At 64.6% G+C, this 19,129-nt stretch carries 22 protein-coding genes; 11 read left to right on the top strand and 11 right to left on the bottom strand.

What is annotated here, in order from left to right; translation table 11 throughout:
• Nucleotides 1–12: 12 nt before the first annotated feature.
• The 9 genes from LOY33_RS25465 (at nt 13) to LOY33_RS25425 (ending at nt 4,890) form a co-directional block, all read left to right on the top strand.
• Nucleotides 13–438, top strand: coding sequence for a hypothetical protein (locus tag LOY33_RS25465; RefSeq protein ID WP_058541951.1), 426 nt, complete (start codon nt 13–15; stop codon nt 436–438).
• Nucleotides 428–640 carry a hypothetical protein gene (locus tag LOY33_RS25460; protein ID WP_043861554.1) on the top strand — a complete coding sequence of 71 codons (213 nt, stop codon included), beginning with the start codon at nt 428–430 and terminating at the stop codon, nt 638–640. The genes LOY33_RS25465 and LOY33_RS25460 overlap by 11 nt, the downstream gene beginning before the upstream one ends.
• Nucleotides 640–966 carry a hypothetical protein gene (locus LOY33_RS25455; protein WP_058541950.1) on the top strand — a complete coding sequence of 109 codons (327 nt, stop codon included), beginning with the start codon at nt 640–642 and terminating at the stop codon, nt 964–966. Before LOY33_RS25460 ends, LOY33_RS25455 begins: the two co-directional genes overlap by 1 nt.
• Nucleotides 963–1,319, top strand: coding sequence for a hypothetical protein (locus LOY33_RS25450; protein ID WP_043861556.1), 357 nt, complete (start codon nt 963–965; stop codon nt 1,317–1,319). The genes LOY33_RS25455 and LOY33_RS25450 overlap by 4 nt, the downstream gene beginning before the upstream one ends.
• Entirely contained in the window at nt 1,316–1,867 is a 552-nt protein-coding gene (locus LOY33_RS25445) for a hypothetical protein (RefSeq protein WP_052504257.1), read from the top strand. Before LOY33_RS25450 ends, LOY33_RS25445 begins: the two co-directional genes overlap by 4 nt.
• Nucleotides 1,864–2,844, top strand: a complete 981-nt coding sequence (locus LOY33_RS25440; protein WP_063612034.1) for a sel1 repeat family protein — start codon at nt 1,864–1,866, stop codon at nt 2,842–2,844. Before LOY33_RS25445 ends, LOY33_RS25440 begins: the two co-directional genes overlap by 4 nt.
• A complete protein-coding gene (locus tag LOY33_RS25435) occupies nt 2,835–3,536 on the top strand; it encodes a hypothetical protein (protein WP_058541948.1) in 702 nt (233 codons plus the stop codon). Before LOY33_RS25440 ends, LOY33_RS25435 begins: the two co-directional genes overlap by 10 nt.
• Nucleotides 3,533–4,402: a hypothetical protein gene (locus LOY33_RS25430; protein WP_153002517.1), complete on the top strand. Its 870-nt coding sequence runs from the start codon at nt 3,533–3,535 to the stop codon at nt 4,400–4,402. The genes LOY33_RS25435 and LOY33_RS25430 overlap by 4 nt, the downstream gene beginning before the upstream one ends.
• A 110-nt stretch (nt 4,403–4,512) precedes the next feature.
• On the top strand, nt 4,513–4,890 hold the full coding sequence (locus LOY33_RS25425; RefSeq protein ID WP_043861558.1) for a helicase: 378 nt from the start codon (nt 4,513–4,515) through the stop codon (nt 4,888–4,890).
• Nucleotides 4,891–4,914: 24 nt separating this feature from the next.
• Here the strand turns inward: LOY33_RS25425 and LOY33_RS25420 are convergent, their stop codons facing one another.
• The 6 genes from LOY33_RS25420 to exbB form a co-directional block, all read right to left on the bottom strand.
• Entirely contained in the window at nt 4,915–6,315 is a 1,401-nt protein-coding gene (locus LOY33_RS25420; RefSeq protein ID WP_058541946.1) for an aminoacyl-tRNA deacylase and HDOD domain-containing protein, read from the bottom strand.
• A gap of 77 nt (nt 6,316–6,392) precedes the next feature.
• A complete protein-coding gene (gene recG, locus LOY33_RS25415; RefSeq protein ID WP_043861560.1) occupies nt 6,393–8,468 on the bottom strand; it encodes an ATP-dependent DNA helicase RecG in 2,076 nt (691 codons plus the stop codon).
• A 9-nt stretch (nt 8,469–8,477) separates the two neighbouring features.
• Nucleotides 8,478–9,398 (bottom strand): hydrogen peroxide-inducible genes activator, encoded by a 921-nt coding sequence (locus LOY33_RS25410; RefSeq protein ID WP_043861561.1) that lies wholly within the window; start codon nt 9,396–9,398, stop codon nt 8,478–8,480.
• Nucleotides 9,399–9,492: 94 nt separating this feature from the next.
• Nucleotides 9,493–10,236 (bottom strand): energy transducer TonB, encoded by a 744-nt coding sequence (locus LOY33_RS25405; RefSeq protein WP_043861562.1) that lies wholly within the window; start codon nt 10,234–10,236, stop codon nt 9,493–9,495.
• Nucleotides 10,233–10,658, bottom strand: coding sequence for a TonB system transport protein ExbD (exbD, locus tag LOY33_RS25400; protein ID WP_043861563.1), 426 nt, complete (start codon nt 10,656–10,658; stop codon nt 10,233–10,235). Before exbD ends, LOY33_RS25405 begins: the two co-directional genes overlap by 4 nt.
• Before the next feature lie 3 nt (nt 10,659–10,661).
• Nucleotides 10,662–11,651, bottom strand: a complete 990-nt coding sequence (gene exbB, locus LOY33_RS25395; RefSeq protein ID WP_043861564.1) for a tonB-system energizer ExbB — start codon at nt 11,649–11,651, stop codon at nt 10,662–10,664.
• Between the two features lie 196 nt (nt 11,652–11,847).
• On the opposite strand from exbB, the gene LOY33_RS25390 reads away from it, so the two are divergent.
• Nucleotides 11,848–12,705 carry an SDR family oxidoreductase gene (locus LOY33_RS25390; RefSeq protein ID WP_043861565.1) on the top strand — a complete coding sequence of 286 codons (858 nt, stop codon included), beginning with the start codon at nt 11,848–11,850 and terminating at the stop codon, nt 12,703–12,705.
• A gap of 12 nt (nt 12,706–12,717) precedes the next feature.
• Here LOY33_RS25390 and LOY33_RS25385 read toward each other — a convergent pair whose 3' ends face one another.
• The 5 genes from LOY33_RS25385 to LOY33_RS25365 form a co-directional block, all read right to left on the bottom strand.
• On the bottom strand, nt 12,718–13,452 hold the full coding sequence (locus LOY33_RS25385; protein WP_043861566.1) for a hypothetical protein: 735 nt from the start codon (nt 13,450–13,452) through the stop codon (nt 12,718–12,720).
• A gap of 57 nt (nt 13,453–13,509) precedes the next feature.
• A complete protein-coding gene (locus LOY33_RS25380; RefSeq protein ID WP_058541944.1) occupies nt 13,510–13,890 on the bottom strand; it encodes a RidA family protein in 381 nt (126 codons plus the stop codon).
• Nucleotides 13,891–13,913: 23 nt separating this feature from the next.
• Nucleotides 13,914–16,022, bottom strand: a complete 2,109-nt coding sequence (gene spoT, locus LOY33_RS25375; RefSeq protein ID WP_043861568.1) for a bifunctional GTP diphosphokinase/guanosine-3',5'-bis pyrophosphate 3'-pyrophosphohydrolase — start codon at nt 16,020–16,022, stop codon at nt 13,914–13,916.
• A gap of 60 nt (nt 16,023–16,082) precedes the next feature.
• Nucleotides 16,083–16,349, bottom strand: a complete 267-nt coding sequence (gene rpoZ, locus LOY33_RS25370) for a DNA-directed RNA polymerase subunit omega (protein WP_043861569.1) — start codon at nt 16,347–16,349, stop codon at nt 16,083–16,085.
• A gap of 252 nt (nt 16,350–16,601) precedes the next feature.
• Entirely contained in the window at nt 16,602–17,492 is an 891-nt protein-coding gene (locus LOY33_RS25365; RefSeq protein ID WP_054916676.1) for a LysR family transcriptional regulator, read from the bottom strand.
• 243 nt (nt 17,493–17,735) lie between these two features.
• Between LOY33_RS25365 and LOY33_RS25360 the strand changes: the two genes are divergently transcribed.
• Nucleotides 17,736–19,118, top strand: a complete 1,383-nt coding sequence (locus LOY33_RS25360; RefSeq protein ID WP_043861571.1) for a glutamine synthetase family protein — start codon at nt 17,736–17,738, stop codon at nt 19,116–19,118.
• Nucleotides 19,119–19,129 lie beyond the last annotated feature (11 nt).

Here is a 19,129-nt window from a genome sequence, read left to right as displayed (position 1 = left end):
ATCGTTCGGCTCATGCCTGTGAGCTGTGCGCCCCCCTATCGCTTCTACGTCTGGTTACCCTGGGTATGCCTGGTTTCGCTGCTGTGTCTGGATGTCTACCAGTACGGCCTGCGCGTGACCGGTTTCGAGCCGTTCCTGCAAATCTACCTGCTGGGCTTCGGCCTGCTTGGCTACCCCCTGTTCGCGCTGTGGGCCAGCCGCCGCCTGCACCTGGCGCCTCGGCACCTGTGGTGGGCGCCGTTGTGGTGCGTCCCTTTCTACGCACTGCCCTGGGTGCTGTATGGCCTGGTCTACCTGCTCACCGGCCGTATCGCCGGGTTGGGCCTGATGCTGATGTGGGTGGCCTTTGTGCCCTACCTGCTGGGCGCCGGCTATTTTTTCGTCACCCTGACCGCGCTGCTGCTGGCGGCGCAAAGGCGCCTGTGCAATGGATCTTGAGCTGAAGAATTACCTGGCAGGTCTCGCCGACAGCAACCTGTTCGGCAGCCTGGCCATCCTGTGCCTGTTCGCCTTGCTGCTGAACCTCGGCGAGCGCCAGCGCAACACGCGCTGGGTTAGGCTGCTGACGTTTGGCTGCCTGTTGGCGGTGGTGCTGCTGCACGGTGTGGGCACCTACTGCATGAATACCCAGGTACCGTGATGAAGGCAGTAATCGGGGTGGTATTGGTGGCCGTGCTGGCGCTGGGGGTGGGCACGCCGCTGTTCGGCAACCTGCTGATGCTGCTGATGGACCGCGACAACTTCATCCCCGCCGAATCGTCGCTGCTGAGTTTCGAGCCGTATCAGGTGTCCCAGGGCTCATCGAACTATTGGCTGTACGGCGAGGACGACCGTTACTACTACCACTTCACCCATGAGCCCACTCACCCCTATCGCTATATCGCCAAGGACAATCACTGCCCGGCGTTCGACCGTGACGATGTGCGCAGCTGGTGCAATGCGCTGCAAGGAACGCTGCCCAAATGAAGCGACAACTGCTGATCAATGTCGCCCTGCATGCTCTGGCCATCGTGCTCTACGGGGTGCTCAACGATATTGCCGTGGACTGGTACAAGGGCCACTACGGCGGCTTTACCGCCCGTGGCGTGTCCTCCGGCAGCATTGTGTTCCTGGTGATGTGGGTGTTCGTGCCGCTCAATGTGGTGCTGCCCCTGTTGACCAACTGGAAGCTCAAGTACTGGCTGGTGGCCGCGCAAATCGTGTTGATCCTCTGGTGGCTGTTGCCCGAGCACCCGGTGCGGGCGTATTTCTTCAGTTGCCTGGCGGGCGGCCTCAGCCTGTCGGCGGTGCTGATCTCGCACTGGCTGAGGCGTAAATGAGCAGCCCGACCGTAAAGCAGCAACTGTGGCGCTGGCTGGTGGTGCTGGGCGTGCTGGCGTGGGTGGGCTATCAGATTCACGCGCTGATCGAGGCACCCGGACAGACCTCGTTCGTCAGCGAGTCGGGGCGCTACCGTTTCCAGAACGTGCCGGCGCGCAGTTGGCTGATACCTTTCGGCGGCATGGGCTACATGCGCGTGACCGATCGCGAGCGCCCGGGTGAGGTCTGGCGCACGCCGCTGTACGACCTGCAGTCGCTGGACATGCGCGACTTCGAGGATGAAGCCGAAGTGGGCATCTACTGGATCAATTTCAACAAGCGCGACCGCCATTTCGACATCGCCATGCCGCAATGGGAGCCGCACTGGCTCAACAGCTTCATCGCCAATACCGACTACACCGTGGCCGAAGAACAGGCCCGCTGCCGCAAGCCCGAGCACCTGGTGCGCTACTTCTGGGACCTGTGGCTGTGGCTGGTGTGGGTCAGCGACTACCCCTGCACGCAAACCGAGTACTACATCAACCCGCCTCCGGTGTATCAGCCATGAAGTCGAGTATCCCGATGCTGCTGGCCGGCCTGCTGGCAAGTGCGCTGGCGCAGGCCGCGCCGGTTTGCCCCAGCCGCGACTTCGCGATGTTTTTCAAGGCGTTTGCCGAGGATGCGCAGCTGCAGGCCGACTTTACCGCCCATACCCTGGTCGAGCAGCGCCTCCAGGCCGGGCCCGAGGGGCCGCAACCGGTGGTACGCAAGCTCGAGCCGGCCCTGCGTCCTGATCTTTCGCAGCTGTCGTCGGAGCGGGTGGCGGCCGCCGGGCTGATCCGTGAAATCGCGCTGCCCGACCGGGTTTACCTGCGCGACCAGCGCGGCGAGGTGTTGCAGGCATTCATCTTCGAGCAGGCCGACTGCTGGGCGCTGGCGCGGGTCGAGGACTGGTCGCCGAGCGACGCGCTCAAGAGCGTGAAAACCCCCGATGATGCCGCCCCCGGCGTGCGTGCGCTGCAGCGCGGCGATGCCTACGAGCAACTGGGCCAGGGTGAAATCAAGCCCATCGACAAGCAGCTGTTCATCGCTGCGCTCAACAGCTACCTCGATGCCGTGGACCAAGGCTCTGCCTACGCTGCCTACAGCGCTGCGGCAATCAGCCTGTCGGGCATGGCGCCGCGCCTGAGCTACCAGCGCCTGGAGCAGTTGCTGCGCCTGTCGTCGGCCACTGTCCCTGAAGGGGCACTGATGCTGGCGAGCTTCTATTGCGACGAGGGCCAGTACCGCCCCGACGACAACACCTGCAAACACCCGCAGAAGGCCCTCGAGGCCTTGCGTCAGTCCGCCGCAATGGGCTCGGGCAATGCCTTCAACGAGCTGGGCAGCGTGTATGCGCGCGGTGAAATCGTGCCCGCCCAACCGGCACGCTCGCTGGCGTGCTACACCGAAGCGGTGGCGCACGGTGCAGACTGGGCGGACTTCAATGCCCAGGAGATGATCAAACGCGGCGCCCGCGCCGACAAGGACCAGCCATGCCTGTAGCCCACAACTGGCGCGAATGCCTGCAAGACCCGACGCTGAGCCCGCCCGCGCCCTGGGTCAGCTTTCCCGAGCTCGACCCGCAGGGGCTGGGCAGCCTGCAGGGCGATTTCGAACACTACTGGCGTTACTGCTGGTGGCCGTTCTGGTTGCGCCTGGGCAAGGCCCGCCAGCAGGCATACCTGCTGCGCCACAACGCACCGCGTGGCTGGGCAGAGTATCTGGCGCACATCGACCACCAGCCTCCGTCGCCCGGGCTGGCGCCACTGCCCGAACACTGGCGTGGCGACAGCCCGGTCACCCATCGCCAGTTGCTGCGCTGGGTGCTGCCGATAGTGGTGCACCTGTTTGCGGTGGTGGCCTACGTGGCGCTCAACGGCACGCTGGTGAGCTGGTACAAGCAGTACGCCGGCGGGCTGACGTCGCGCGGGGTAGCCGTTGGCATAGCGATGTACATGGTGTTCTGGTTCTTCGTCGGCATGAACCTGCTGATCGCCCTGCTGCCACGGGTGTGGGGCAAGGTACAGGCCACGGTGTTCATGGCGGCGATCATCGGCTTCTACCTGTGGCCCGAGCATCCGCTGCGGGCGCTGTTCTACAGCACACTGTCTGCCAGTGTGACCCTGGTGGCCATCGGCGCGAATGCGCAGCTGCACCGTCACTTTCTCAACCTCATCTTCAAGGGTTCGAAATGAAGCGTACCCCTCACGCCGTTGCCTTGGCGTTGTCACTGTCACTGTCACTGGCAGGCACTGCCCATGCCGCAGTACCTGCCGAAAAAACCATCGAGGGCGCAGGCGGGGCGAAGCTTTCGTTTTCCAAATGGAGCGCCGAGGAGAACGGCTGGCATGCGGTGCAGTGGCAAGGCGCCAATGGCAAGGGCTTCACCTTGTACCCGCACGAGTTTGCGCGGGATGCGATCGATGGCGACGCTTCGGCAGTGTCGCCTGACGGGCGCTTCGTGATGCTCTACCGCCTGCGCCAGTCGGGGCGGCAGTTCACGCCCCCCACGCTGCGCTGCGACATGGTGGCGATGGACACCGGTTGTGTGATGGCCACGCGGCTGGCCCAGTACTGCGTGGGCCGTTGGCAGAACGGCGCCTGGCAGCCGGAGAACAAGCTGCCCTGGGCTACCAAGCTGGAAACCCTCAAGCCGGCCAAGGTCGCAGGCCTGCTGCACAGCAGCGAGAACCGCGAGATACCCGCGCGTCACGCCGTACTGGCCGAAGAAGTGTACATGGGCCTGGATTCCTACATGGCCTGCCATGCGCCCCAGGACAACGTGCCCGGCTACAACGACATGGGCTACCTGATCGGCGACGACTGGAACCCCAACCTGATGCTGCGCATCTATCGCGCCATCGAGCCCTTTGCCCAGGGGCGTCGGGCGCTGCAGCTGAACATTGCCGATATTCTCTGGGGCTACGGCAACTCGCGCGAAGCCGGCCCTTACTACGCGCGCTATCGCCAGCAGATGCTGGAGGCCGGCGCGGCGCAGAAGATTCCGTCACGGGTGCAACTGCGCCTGGATGCGGTACCGGCTGCCGACCCCAACCGGTAGGCCGCACACCCTGACATACAGTCGCCTTCAACAAAGCGAAGTCGGCTGTAGCCTTTGGTCGCAAAAAAGCTAAACTGCGCCCCTCAGTCACTTTTCGCCTAGGGGCGCATATGAAGTTTCGTTTTCTGCTCTGGGCCATGGGTTTGCTGATGGCCCGGGCCAGCCGCAACAACCCGGCGTTCCAGCAGCAACTGAAGGACAAGGACCTGGTGTTCCAGTTGCAGACCCTCGACGGCAAGGTCGCCCGGCACTTCATCGTCAGCAACCAGCGCATCCGCAGCAAGGGTGGCACCCATGCCGAGCCTGCGTTCGCCATTGCCTTCAAGGATGCCGCCTACGGCTTCGCCACGCTGCAGGCCAAGAACAAGCAGCTGGCGTTCATGCAGGGGATTCAGGACAAGTCGATTCAGATCAAGGGCAACCCGGCCCTGGTGATCTGGTTCCAGGGCCTGATGAAGTACCTGATGCCGCGCAAGAAGAAAGCCTGAGCGCAGCGCCCAGGCTTCAGGTTGTCAGTGCGGGGTGAACTGTGACGCCAGTTCACGCAGCAGCGATTCGGCTTCAAGCACCTTGTGCACCACGTCCTCGGCCTTCTCGCGGCTGATGTTCAGGCGCTCCAGCAACGCGTCGGGGATGCGGTCGTCCGGCCCCGAGCCGATGCCGCGCGCGCGCAGCAGGCGTACCGCCACGCACACCAGGTTGGGGAAGGCGGCATGGTCGCCCGCGTAATGCGGGTCGTGCTGAAAGCGCAGGGCGGTGGCCAGCTCTTCGGGCATGTCCCAGAAGCGCATCAGCCAGGCACCGATCTGCTCGCGGCTGATGCCCAGCAGGTGCTGCTCGACATAGCTGTGGCACAGGTGCGGGTTTACCTCCAGGTGGCGGCAGATCAGCGAGAAATGCGGCGGGAACACATGCGCCAGCAGCAGGTAGCCGAAGTTGTGCAGCAGCCCGGCCAGGTAGGTCAGGCCCGACTCAGGACGCTCGGCGCGGGGCATGGCGCGGGTCAGGCCCTCGATCACGGCGGCGGTGTAGATCGATTGCTGCCAGTAGGGGGTGGTCTGCTGCGGGTGATCCTTGGGCAGGCTCAGGGTCTTGCCCAGGGCCAGGCCCAGCGCCAGGTTGATCACCAGGTCGAAGCCCAGCACCCGCACGATGGCGTCTTCCACCGAGCGGATCTTGCCGGGGGAGGCGTAGTAGGGCGAGGCGGCCCAGCTGACCACCTGCGCGGCCAGCGCCGGATCGGTCTCGACCACACCGGTGATGTCGTCGATGGTGGCGTTGGGGTCGACCCGCAGCTTGATGATCTTCTGTGCGGTCTCGGCCAGCGGCGGGATCTCGATGGTCGATTCCAGGCGCTGCTGGATGCGTCGTGCGGTAAATGCCTGCACCGCCTCGGTGATCTCCTTGCTGTCATCGGCCGGACGGTCGAGGTTGGGGCGGATCTCGCTGAGCATTACACCGAAATGCCCGGCACTGGCCTTGGCCAGCATCTTCCTGAAGTGCTCGCTGTGGATTTCCAGCAGCAGGCCGGGGGTTCCGGAATGAATCAGCAGGGCCGGCTGCTTGAGCAGGCGCTCCTCGTACAGGCACGGTGAGCTGGTCAGCGCCGGAATGGCGGGCAGGATCGTCAGGCCGTGCTTCTTGAGCATCAGTTCGAGCCGCTCGAGCGGCACGGCGGTGAGCTTGCGGCCGGTCAGCTCGGTCAGGTGGCTGAGGTCCAGCAGCTGGTTCTGCGGGAACAGCACCATCAGCGCACCGACCGCGTCGTCGAGCAGCACGGCCTGGACCTTGGCCTCGGGCGGCAGCTGCGGGTGGTCGATGACCTCGCGGTAGGCGATGCCGAGCTTGTCGAGCAGCAACCGGATAACAGACGGTGTGTGGGGGGTTGCGGTATCCAGGGCAACTTCAGTCATGGTCTGTATCCAGTATTTTTTCAGCGGCCAGTATAGCCGGCTCGATGGGGGCGGCCCGCGTCGACATGGGAGGTACGTCACACCTGGCCATATTGCTGCCCGTGGCGTAACCAGCGGTCGAGCAACGGGCTGACGTGGTCCGGCCAGCGTGCCAGCAGGGCCTGTGCAGCATCGCGCACCGCCGGCAGCAGGTCGGCGTCGCGCATCAGGTCGGCGACCTTGAACTGCAACAGGCCGGTCTGGCGGGTCCCGAGCATTTCGCCCGGGCCACGCAGTTGCAGGTCTTTCTCCGCAATGACAAAGCCGTCATTGGTTTCGCGCATGATCCCCAGGCGTTCACGCCCGATCTGCGACAGTGGCGGATGATACAACAGTACGCAGTGGCTGGCCGCACTGCCGCGTCCGACTCGCCCGCGCAACTGGTGCAGCTGGGCAAGACCAAGGCGTTCGGGGTTCTCGATGATCATCAGGCTGGCGTTGGGTACGTCCACGCCCACCTCGATCACGGTGGTGGCCACCAGCAGTTGCAGGTTGCCCTGCTTGAACTCGGCCATCACCGCAGCCTTCTCGGCCGGCTTCATGCGCCCGTGGATAAGCCCCACGCGCAACTCGCCCAGGGCACTGGTGAGCTCTTCGAAGGTGGTTTCGGCGGCCTGGCAGGTCAGCTCTTCGGACTCTTCGATCAGGGTGCATACCCAATAGGCCTGGCGCCCTTCGGCACAGGCGGCGCGCACGCGCTCGACCACTTCGATGCGGCGGCTGTCGGCCACCAGTACAGTGTTGACCGGGGTACGCCCCGGCGGCAGTTCGTCGAGCACCGAGGTGTCGAGGTCGGCATAGGCGCTCATGGCCAGGGTGCGCGGGATCGGCGTGGCAGTCATGATCAGCTGGTGAGGGCACAACTGGCCGCCCACGCCTTTCTGGCGCAGGGCCAGGCGCTGCTGTACGCCAAAGCGGTGCTGTTCGTCGATGATCGCCAGCGCCAGGTTGTGAAACTTCACCTCTTCCTGGAACAGCGCATGGGTACCCACCACCATTGGCGCGCCGGCGGCGATCTGCTCCAGCGCGGCGGTGCGCGCCTTGCCCTTGAGCTTGCCGGCCAGCCAGGCGACTTCGATGCCCAGCGGTTCGAGCCAGCGCTTGAAGGTGACGAAGTGCTGCTCGGCAAGAATCTCGGTGGGGGCCATCAGCGCCACCTGGTAGCCGGCTTCCAGCGCCTGCAAGGCAGCGAGCGCGGCGACCACGGTCTTGCCGGCACCCACATCGCCCTGCACCAGGCGCAGCATCGGCTCGGGCTGGCTGAGATCGTAGGCGATCTCGTTGCCCACGCGCTGCTGTGCGCCGGTCGGAGCGAAGCCCAGGTTGGCCAGGTATTGGGCCGCCAGCCTGCTCGCCCTGGGCAACACCGGTGCCCGCTGGGCGCGCAGGCTCTCGCGCAGGCGCTGCTGCGACAGCTGGTGGGTCAGCAGCTCTTCGAAGGCCAGGCGGTGCTGGGCCCAGTGGTGGCCCACGGCAAGCTCTTCGACATCGGCATCGGCCGGCGGGTGGTGCAGGTAGCGGATAGCATCGGCCAACGGTGCCAGCTGGTAGTCGCGTGCCAGTTCCAGCGGCAGCCAGTCGGGCAGGCTGCGCGGGCCGAGCAGGCCCAGGCTCTGCTGGCACAGCTGGCGCAGGCGCTGCTGGGTGAGACCTTCGGTGGTCGGGTAGATCGGGGTCAGGGTGGTATCGACCGGGGGCGGTTCGTCGCCGGTCAGGGCGCGGTACTCGGGGTGGTAGATCTCCAGGCCCGAGGCGCCGGGGCGCGCTTCGCCGTAGCAGCGCAGGTGGGTGCCGCGCTTGAGCGCTTCTTTCTGGGCGTTGCTGAAGTGGTAGAAGCGCAGGCTCAGCGAACCTGTGCCATCGCCCAGGCGCACCAGCAGGCTGCGGCGCCTGCCCATGGTCACGTCGGTGCCACTGACCACGCCTTCGATCACTGCATCCTGGCCCGGGCGCAGGGCGCCGATCGGCACCACGCGGGTGCGGTCCTGATAGCGCAGGGGCAGGTGGAACAACACGTCCTGGATGTTCTCCAGGCCAACCTTGGCCAGCTTCTCGGCCAAGGCTTCGCCAACGCCCTTCAGTGCCGTGACCGACACCTTCGACAACTCGGTCATGCTCGGGCCCTAAGGTGCGGCGGGTGGCTTGGCCACCGAACACAGGCGGATCGAGTCGGCCAGAATCTCGATGGCCTTGGGCCGCGGGAAGCTCGCGCGCCAGGCGATCGCCACGGTGCGAAACGGTGCCGGCGGGCTCAATGGGCGGACTTCGATGATGCCCGGCGCGTAGTGATGGCTGTGCACGGCCGACAGCGGCAGGATCGACACGCCCAGCCCCGAGGCGACCATGTGGCGGATGGTTTCCAGCGAGCTGGACTCCACCGTGGTGTGCTTGGCGCCGTCGTTGCCCTTGGTCAGGGTCGGGCAGGCCTCCAGCACCTGGTCGCGGAAGCAGTGGCCTTCGCCGAGCAACAGCAGGCTCTTGTCGTTGAGCAGGCTGGCGTCGATGGTCTCTTTCTTTGTCCAGGGATGCTCGCTGGGCATCAGCACGTAGAACGGCTCGTCGTACAGCGGCAGCGTCAGCACGTCGGCTTCATTGAACGGCAGGGCGATGATCACCGCGTCCAGCTCGCCGTTGCGCAGCTTGTCACGCAGGATATGGGTGAAGTTTTCTTCGATGTACAACGGCATCTGCGGGGCAACCCGGTGCAGTTGCGGAATCAGGTGCGGGAACAGGTACGGGCCGACGGTATAGATGGCCCCGACCTTGAGCGGCGCGGTCAGCTGGTTCTTGCCGGCCTGGGCCAGTTCACGGATGCCCTGGGCCTGCTCCAGTACCTTCTGCGCCTGGGCCACGATGCCTTCGCCGACCGGGGTCAGGCGCACCGCGCTCTTGCTGCGCTCGAAGATCAGCACGCCCAGCTCGTCCTCCAGCTTCTTCACGCCCACCGACAGGGTCGGCTGGCTGACGTGGCAACGCTCGGCCGCGTGGCCGAAGTGCTGTTCCTGAGCGAGGGTGACGATGTAGCGCAATTCTGTGAGGGTCATAACGTGCGTCCATGAAGTTGCGAGCCCAGCATAGCGGCTGCAATCGATAGACGCACGTTATCAGACTTGCGTGCGTGTGACAGAAACAAACAACTCAGCGTTTCTTGTCCAGCGAGTACACGAACGGCGCGACCACTTCGATACTGCCGTTGTTGAGCAGTTCCTGAGGCGGCTTGGGCACGGGTTGAGCCTTGCGGATCATTTCCAGGGTTGCCCGGTCCAGTGCCGCGCTGCCTGAACCACCGGCCAGCGAGTACGACAGGATCTTGCCTTCGGCGTCGACCACGAAGCGCAGCCGGTTGATGCCCTGCAGGCCCCGCCGACGCGCGTCTTCCGGGTAGCGCTTGTACTTGCCAAGGTGACGCAACAGGTCGCTCTGCCAGGTAGGCAGGGCATTGCTGTTGGCGGCGATGCTTGGCGCCGGTGCTGCGGATTTCTGCGCCGGAGCGTTGCTTGGCGGGGAATCCACGGTTTCCTGGTCGACCGGTTTGTCCTGCGGCGGCTCCGGTTTTTTCTCCGGTTTCGGAGGCTGGGGCTTGGCCTTGGGCTTGGGCGGTGGCTTGGGTATCGCGATTTTCGGTTTGGGCGCTTCTGCCACCTTGGGCAGTGGTGGCTCCTCGACCGGCGTCGGCGGCTGTGGCGGGGCCACGACCTTCGGCGGCGGCGGTGGGGCCGGCTCGGGCATCGGCGCCATCTCGATCATCATCGCCGCAGGCGGCAGTTCGATTGCCTGGGGCACCGACCAGTTGAGCATCAGCACCACGGCAACGGCATGCACGGCCAGCACAATCGCCAGGCTGACGCCGTAGCGCGCCAGTTTATGCCGCGTATTGGTCATTTCTTGGCTGCCGTCTCAAGTCCCACCAGGCCGACCTTCAAGTAGCCGGCTGCGCGCAGGGTGTTCATGACTTCCATCAGGTCGCCGTAATCGACGCCCTTGTCAGCCTGGAAGAAGATGGTGGTGTCCTTGTCGCCCTTGGTCTTGGCGTCCAGTACCGCGCCCAGCTGGTCGCGTTGCACCTGATCGTCGCCGACGTACAGGTTCTGGTCGGCCTTGACGCTGAGGAACACCGGCTTCTCCGGCCTGGGCACGGGCTTGGCGGTCGAGGCCGGCAGGTCGACCTTGATGTCGACCGTGGCCAGGGGCGCCGCCACCATGAAGATGATCAGCAGTACCAGCATCACGTCGATGAACGGCGTGACGTTGATTTCGTGGTTCTCGGCGAGATCGTCGCCGCCCTCGTTAAGATGCAGGCCCATGGTTTACCCCACTTTCACCATGTGTGGCGCAGCGGAACGCTCGCCTGGCTGGTGGTCCAGGTCGCGGCTGACCAGCAGCAGCACGTGCGCCGAAGCGTCGGAAACCTGTGCCTTGTAACCGGCGATGGAACGGGCGAAGACGTTGTAGATGACCACTGCGGGGATCGCGGCAACCAGGCCCAGGGCGGTGGCCAGCAGGGCCTCGGCGATACCGGGTGCAACCACCGCGAGGTTGGTGGTCTGGGTCTTGGCGATGCCGATGAAGCTGTTCATGATGCCCCACACGGTACCGAACAGACCGACGAACGGAGCGGTGGAGCCGATGGTGGCAAGCACGCCGGTACCGCTGCTCATGTTGCGACCGCTGGCCGCGACCAGGCGCTCGAGGCGGAAGCTCACGCGCTCCTTGATACCTTCTTTTTCACGGGCATTGGCCGACAGGTGCATTTCCTCGAGGGCATCGTGCACCAGCAGGTGTGCCAGGGTGCCGGGCTTGTCGGCGGTTTCGCTGGCGTCCTTGATGCTGGTGGCCTTCTTCAGCAGGGCGATTTCAGAACGCAGGCGGCGCTTGGCGCCCATCAGTTCGAAGCCCTTGGCAATCCAGATGGTCCAGGTGATCAGCGAGGCGATGGCCAGGCCGATCATCACGATCTTCACCACGATGTCGGCGTTCTGGTACATGCCCCATGGCGACAGGTCGTGGGCCATGCCCAGGCTGGTGTCTTCGACCAGCGCTTGGGTGGCGTCGTCGGCCTGGCCTTCGACAGGGGCAGCGCCCGGCGCGGCGGCGGCATCCGCAGGCTCGGCGCCCGGGGCAGCAGGTGCGGCCGGGGTAGCATCGGCAGGGGCAACGGCGGCGGCCGGTGTGGCGTTCTGTGCGGCGGGCTCATCGGCCATGGCGGCGGGGGCCAGTACCAGGCTGAACATCAGCGCGGCAATGGCGCGCCAGGCGCGCGACAGGGTTGGCGAAGCGGAAGGTTGAATACGTGTCATGCTGGCCGGACCTGATGAAGAAGAAATGGGTGGTTGTCCTTCCAGGCCTCGAGTCGGGCCGAGAACAAAATTTGGGCGGCCATTATTGCAAGTAATTCTTGTTAACAGAAGATACACAGTATCTTTTTTTGCATATTAACTAGCCGCCTATCGATTTCCACAGATAGGCTGTGGCTTTGTCTGACGGAGTGTGCGGATGTCTTCGCCTTCAGTTCTGATCGTCGGTTGCGGCGATGTGGGTGGCCGTCTGGCCCAGCAATTGCTGGGCCTTGGCTGGTCGGTAAGCGGTTTGCGCAGAAATGTGGCGGCCTTGCCCGCGGGGGTTGCCGGCATCGCGGCAGACCTGGAAAACCCGCAGTGCCCGACCGATTGGCCTTTGGTCGCACCCGACTACCTGGTGTACTGCGTGGCCGCGAGCCAGCATGACGAGGCGGGCTATCAGGCGGCTTATGTACAGGGCCTCAAGCATGTACTGGGCTGGCTGGCCGAGCGTGGCCAGCGACCGCAGCGCCTGCTGTTCGTGTCCAGCAGCAGTGTGTTCGCCCAGCAGGACGGCGAGTGGATCGATGAAACCGCCGCCACCTTGCCGTCAGGTTACTCGGGGCAGGTCATGCTCCAGGCCGAACAGCTGGCACTGGCCAGCGGCATCCCGGCCAGCATCGTGCGCCTGACCGGTATCTACGGGCCGGGCCGCGAATGGCTGCTCAGCCAGGTGCGCCAGGGGTATCGGGTGACCGAAGAGCCGCCGCTGTACGGCAACCGCATCCATGCCGAGGACGCGGCAGGGCTGCTGGCCTTCCTGCTCAAGGCCGATGCGGCGGGGCGTGCGCTGGAGGACTGCTACATCGGGGTGGACGATGCACCGGCGCCATTGGCCGACGTGGTGGCCTGGTTGCGCGAGTACATGGGCGTCACGCATTGGTCGGAGCAGCAGCGTGTGCGGCGCACCGGCAGCAAGCGCTGCAGCAATGCGCGTGCCCGGGCACTGGGCTGGGTGCCACAGTACCCGAGCTACAAGGAAGGCTACGCGGCGATTCTGGCGGCGCAACCCTGAGGGCTCACCTGATCAGTCGCGCTCGAGCAGCCATTGCCGGGCGCCGGGATACAGCTGCGGCATCTCGTCTGGCTGGGCGCTGTTGAGGGCACGCAGGATTTCCAGCGTCTTGCCATCACGCTTGAAAATCCACGGGTTGCCCTGCTGGTTGCGCTCCAGCCACAGGCTGTCGTACTCGCCGCTCATGCTGGCGCAGTCGCCGGCCAGGCACAGTGCGTAGCGGTCCAGATTGGGCAGGCCCTCGACACTGCCCGTGTCGCCGAAGCGCACGACATTGCCCTGACCAGGGCCCTCGATCACCTTCCAGTCACCCTTCAGGTAGGCGCCGTACAGCGCCTGCTCGAAGGTGGTCCCGGTGCGGGCTTCCATTGGGGCGGGAGAGCTGGCCTTCTGGAAGCTGTGCTGCGGCGCCATCGGGGTGGCGTGCTGCACCAGTTCGTCGCCATCCAGGCTCAGCGTCTGTATCTCATTCCCCGGGAATACCACGTCCCGCTGTTTTTCGCCGGCCTTGAGCTGGCCTTCGACGATCTCGAAACCGTTGGTGTAGCTGGCCTGTTCGGCCGCGACGTTGACCTTCCATTCCAGGTTGCCGCCGCTGTCCTGCAGCGCCTTGCGCAGGCTCACGCCTTTGGCGGCAGCATCGATGGCCTGCTGGTTGATCCAGATGCCGTTGTAGTCTTCGGGTTTGTGGCTGGCGCAGCCGCTCAACAGTGCGGCGGCCAGAGCCAGGGCAAGCGCGTGGCGCATGGCGGGGTCCTTCCAGAACAGTGCGGCGGCGAGCCGGCCGGCCCGCCGCGCGAGGTATTACTCGAGGACCAGGATCGCGTCCATTTCAACCTGCGAGCCGCGTGGCAGCGCAGCGACGCCGATGGCGGCGCGGGCAGGGTAGGGCTGTTCGAAGTAGCGGCCCATGACCTCGTTGACCTTGGCGAAGTGGCTCAGGTCGGTCAGGAAGATGTTCAGCTTGACGATGTCCTTGAACGAGCCGCCGGCAGCTTCGGCCACGGCTTTGAGGTTTTCGAACACCTGTACGGTCTGGGCTTCGAAGCCTTCGACCAGGTCCATGGTTTTCGGGTCCAGCGGGATCTGGCCCGACATGTACACGGTATTGCCGGCCTTGATCGCCTGGGAGTAGGTGCCGATGGCCGCTGGGGCCTTGTCGCTGGTGATGACGGTCTTGGTCATGGTGACTCCTTGCAGGGGGAGGGCTACGTGCGCATGCGGGTGATGCGAATCACCCCGGTCAGGGCACGCAGTTTCTTGATCACGCGGGCCAGGTGCACACGGTCGTGCACGCTGACCACCAGCTGGACCACGCTGATGCGGCCATCACGTTCGTCCATGCTGATCTTCTCGATGTTGCCGTCGGCGGCGTTGACGCTGCTGGCCAGCAGGGCAATCAGGCCGCGCTGGTGTTCCAGCTCGACGCGCAGCTCGACATTGAATTCGCCGGTGACATCCTTGGCCCAGGACAGCTGGATGCATTTTTCCGGGTTGTGGCGAATTTCGCTGATGTTGCGGCAGTTCTCCAGGTGCACCACCATGCCCTTGCCCGCCGACAGGTGCCCGACGATCGGGTCGCCCGGAATCGGCGTGCAGCACTTGGCGTAGCTGAGCACCAGGCCCTCGGTGCCGCGAATGGCCAGCGGACCCTCGGGGTTGGGCAACTGCTCGCCTTCGCTGGAGAGCAGGCGGCGCGCCACTACGTAGGCCATGCGGTTGCCCAGGCCGATGTCTTCGAGCAGGTCTTCGATCACTTCGAGGCGATACTCGGCCAGCATGGCCTGGATGCGCTCCTGGGGGATCTTGTCCAGCGCGCTGTCGAAACCGTTGAGCACCTTGTTGAGCAGGCGCTCGCCCAGGTTGATCGATTCGGAGCGGCGCTGCAGCTTCAGGGCATGGCGAATATGGGTGCGCGCCTTGCCGGTGACCACGAAGTTCAGCCAGGCCGGGTTCGGTCGTGCGCCTGGGGCGCTGACGATCTCGACCGTCGAGCCGCTCTGCAGCGGTTCGGACAGCGGTGCCAGGCGGCGGTTGATGCGGCACGCGATGCAGCTGTTGCCGACGTCGGTATGCACCGCGTAGGCAAAGTCGACCGCCGTGGAGCCCTTTGGCAGCTCCATGATGCGGCCCTTGGGCGTGAACACGTAGACCTCGTCCGGGAACAGGTCGATCTTCACGCTTTCGATGAATTCGAGCGAGTTGCCCGCGCGCTGCTGCATTTCCAGCACGCCCTTGACCCACTGGCGCGCCCGGGCATGGGTGCCCTTGGGCTGCTCGTCGTCACTGGACTTGTACAGCCAGTGCGCCGCGATGCCGTTGTTGGCCATCTCTTCCATCTCGCGGGTGCGGATCTGGATCTCGATGGGCACACCGTGCATGCCGAACAGGGTGGTATGCAGCGACTGGTAGCCGTTGGCCTTGGGGATCGCGATGTAGTCCTTGAAGCGCCCCGGCAGCGGCTTGTACAGGTTGTGCACGGCGCCGAGCACGCGATAGCAGGTGTCGACCTTGTCGACCACGATGCGGAAGGCGTACACGTCCATGATCTCGTTGAAGGCGCGGCGCTTGCCGCGCATCTTCTTGTAGATGCCGTAGATGTGCTTCTGCCGCCCGCTGACCTCGCCTTCGATACCGTCCACGGCCAGGCAGTGGCTGAGCGATTCCTCGATCTTGTTGACCAGCTCCTTGCGGTTGCCGCGGGCACGCTTGACTGCCTGGTAGATACGCGCCGAGCGCATCGGGTACATGGCCTTGAAGCCCAGGTCCTCGAACTCGACGCGCACGGTGTGCATGCCCAGGCGGTTGGCGATGGGGGCGTAGATCTCGAGGGTTTCCTTGGCGATGCGCCGGCGTTTTTCGCCCGACAGCACTTCCAGGGTGCGCATGTTGTGCAGGCGGTCGGCCAGCTTGACCAGGATCACGCGAATGTCGCGGGCCATGGCCATGGCCATCTTCTGGAAGTTTTCGGCCTGGGCTTCGGCCTTGGTCTCGAAGTTCATCTGGGTCAGCTTGCTGACGCCATCGACCAGTTCGGCGACGGTTTCGCCGAATTGGGAACTGAGGGCTTCCTTGGCGATGCCGGTGTCTTCGATCACGTCATGCAGCATGGCGGCCATCAGGCTCTGATGGTCCATGTGCATGTCGGCAAGAATGCTTGCCACCGCCAGCGGGTGCGTGACGTATGGCTCGCCGCTGCGACGGCGCTGGCCGTCGTGGGCTTGTTCGGCGTAGAAATACGCCCGGCGTACCAGGTTGACCTGGTCGGCGCCGAGGTAGGTCGAGAGGCGATCGGCGAGGGCGTCTATGCTCGGCACGATGTTAGCTCCTGCCGAGAAAGTGGGCCCTGCGCCGTACAACGTCGACCAGGCATGGACTTAGACGGCCTCGTTGGCCTCGTCCTCACCGAATGCAGCGAAGACCGGGTCTTCGTGGACGATGTCCTGTTCGGCCATGAATTCTGGGGTGCAGATGCCTTCGGCGATTTCGCGCAGGGCGACGACGGTCGGCTTGTCGTTTTCCCACGCCACTTTCGGCTCTTTGCCGCCGGTGGCCAGTTGGCGGGCACGCTTGGTAGACAGCATGACCAGCTCAAAGCGGTTATCCACGTGTTCTAGACAATCTTCAACGGTTACGCGGGCCATGGTCTTCCTCAGTAGCAAATGCGGTGTTCAGCCCGAATGGGCGAGCGGACTCGATAGTTTAAAAAATCACCAGCCTTTAGGGAAGCGCTGATTTCACGTCGAGACCTGTGTAAGCCGACAATAACCAGTTGTGAGGCTCTAGCACAACTGTCTTGTGGGGGTGGATTCAAATGCTTGGCCGGCAGGTCGGCGCCTGCAGAACTGTGCACCTGCCTTGTGGGAGCCGGCCTTGCCGGCGAAGGGGCCCGAAAGTCAGGCCTGACCCTCCTGGCGCCCCAGCATCCCGCGCAAACGCGGGGTCAATTCGTCGAACAGGGTCTGCACCGAACGCAGCGCACGGCAATCGGGGCGGGTCAGCAGCCACAGCTCGGTATTGCACCCGGGCAGGGCACCGCTCAACTGTTCCACCCCCGGCAAGGTGTCGGCCATGTAGTCGGGCAGGGCAGCCACCCCCAGCCCGGCCGCCACCAGCTGTGCAATCGCCGCGATTCCGCTGCAGCGATAGCGCGGCATCACCCCCGGCAACTGCTGGCTGCGCCACACCACTGTGGCGTGGTCCTGCATGGAGTCGTCGGGGGCAATCCAGGGCACGCTGGCCGGGGCCTCGGCCAGCCGCTCGCGGTACTCCTCGCGCCCGCACACCACATACGAGGCCGCCCCCAGGCAGCGCCCCACAAGGTGCTCGGGTGGCGAATTGGTCAGGCGCAGCGCCAGGTCGGCGTCGCGCCGGCTGAGGTTGGCGAAGGTGTTGGAGGTCGCCAGTTCCAGTGACAGGGCCGGGTATGCCGGCATGAAGTCGGCCAGGGCCGGCAGCAGCAGGCTGTGCAGCACCGCATCGGTACAGGTCAGGCGCACCGTGCCGCTGACCACCTGTTCGCCGTGCTCCAGCGCCACCCGCGCCGCATCCAGCGCCTGCTCGGCGCGTTCGGCCTGCTCGGCCAGGGCCTGGGCGGTGCCGGTGGGGATGTAGCCCTTGCGGCTCTTCACGAACAGCGCGGTGCCCAGTGCGGCCTCCATGCGCCGGATCGAGCGGAACACCGTCGACACATCGACCCGCAGCAGGTCTGCAGCCTTGGCCAGGGAGCGTCCGCGTACCAGCGCGAGCACCAGGGAAAGGTCGGCGTGACTGATCTGATATTGCATGGGTGCACTCTTTGCTTGCCTAAATGCCAATGTCTGTTGCGTGGGGGCCATTCTATAGTGAGGCGGCAGTCGTGAATCAACCCGCGACGTTGTCAGAACCTGGAACGACCGTGCAATGCCGCGGCGTTCGGCATTCCCCACGATGGGAACCTTAAAAAGAACAAATGAAACCATCGCCGCTCCCGATAGCGCAGTAACACCTCCTCCATTGCCGCCCGATAAAAAATCAAAGGATGCCTAGCCATGACGTCGGTCTCCCCGTGCGCCATCCCTCTCGACGAGATGGGTGAATTTCTCAAGGCCCACCCTGAGGTGCAATTTGTCGATCTGCTGATTGCAGACATGAACGGCGTGGTGCGTGGCAAGCGCATCGAGCGTGCGAGCCTGGTCAAGGTCTACGAAAAAGGCATCAACCTGCCGGCTTCGCTGTTTGCCCTGGACATCAACGGTTCCACCGTCGAAAGCACTGGCCTGGGCCTGGACATCGGCGACGCCGACCGTATCTGCTACCCGATCCCCGGCACCTTGAGCTTCGAGCCCTGGCAGAAGCGCCCCACCGCGCAGCTGCTGATGACCATGCATGAACTGGACGGCACGCCATTCTTCGCCGACCCGCGCGAAGTGCTGCGCGGCGTGGTGGAGAAGTTCGACGCGCTGGGCCTGGATATCTGCGCCGCGTTCGAGCTGGAGTTCTACCTGATCGACCAGGACAACCTGAACGGTCGCCCGCAGCCGCCGCGCTCGCCGATCTCCGGCAAACGCCCGCAATCGACCCAGGTTTACCTGATCGATGACCTGGACGAGTATGTCGACTGCCTGCAGGACATGCTCGAAGCGGCCAAGGAGCAAGGTATCCCGGCCGATGCCATCGTCAAGGAAAGCGCCCCGGCGCAGTTCGAGGTCAACCTGCACCACGTGGCTGACGCGATGAAGGCCTGCGACTACGCAGTGCTGCTCAAGCGCCTGATCAAGAACATCGCCTACGACCATGAGATGGACTCCACCTTCATGGCCAAGCCGTACCCTGGCCAGGCGGGCAACGGCCTGCACGTGCACATCTCGCTGCTGGACAAGAAGACCGGCAAGAACATCTTCGCAACCGACGACCCCGAAAACAGCGAAACCCTGCGCCACGCCATCGGCGGCGTGCTCGAAACCATGCCGGCATCGATGGCCTTCCTGTGCCCCAACGTGAACTCCTACCGCCGTTTCGGCGCGCAGTTCTACGTGCCCAATGCCCCGAGCTGGGGCCTGGACAACCGTACCGTGGCCGTGCGCGTGCCTACCGGCAGCAGCGATGCCGTACGTATCGAGCACCGCGTGGCCGGCGCCGATGCCAACCCGTACCTGATGATGGCTTCGATCCTGGCCGGCATTCACCACGGCCTGACCAACAAGGTCGACCCGGGCGAGCCGGTCGAGGGCAACTCCTACGAGCAACTGGAGCAGAGCCTGCCGAACAACCTGCGCGATGCGCTGCGCGAGCTCGATGACAGCGAGGTGCTGAACCAGTACATCAGCCCCGACTACATCGACATCTTCGTGGCCTGCAAGGAAAGCGAGATGGCGGAGTTCGAAGTGTCGATCTCCGACCTCGAATACAACTGGTACCTGCATACGGTGTGATGGCTGGATAA

The sequence above is a fragment of the Pseudomonas sp. B21-036 genome, assembly GCF_024748925.1.
Taxonomy (GTDB): domain Bacteria; phylum Pseudomonadota; class Gammaproteobacteria; order Pseudomonadales; family Pseudomonadaceae; genus Aquipseudomonas; species Aquipseudomonas palmensis.
This window is presented reverse-complemented; position numbering and strand designations above follow the sequence as displayed.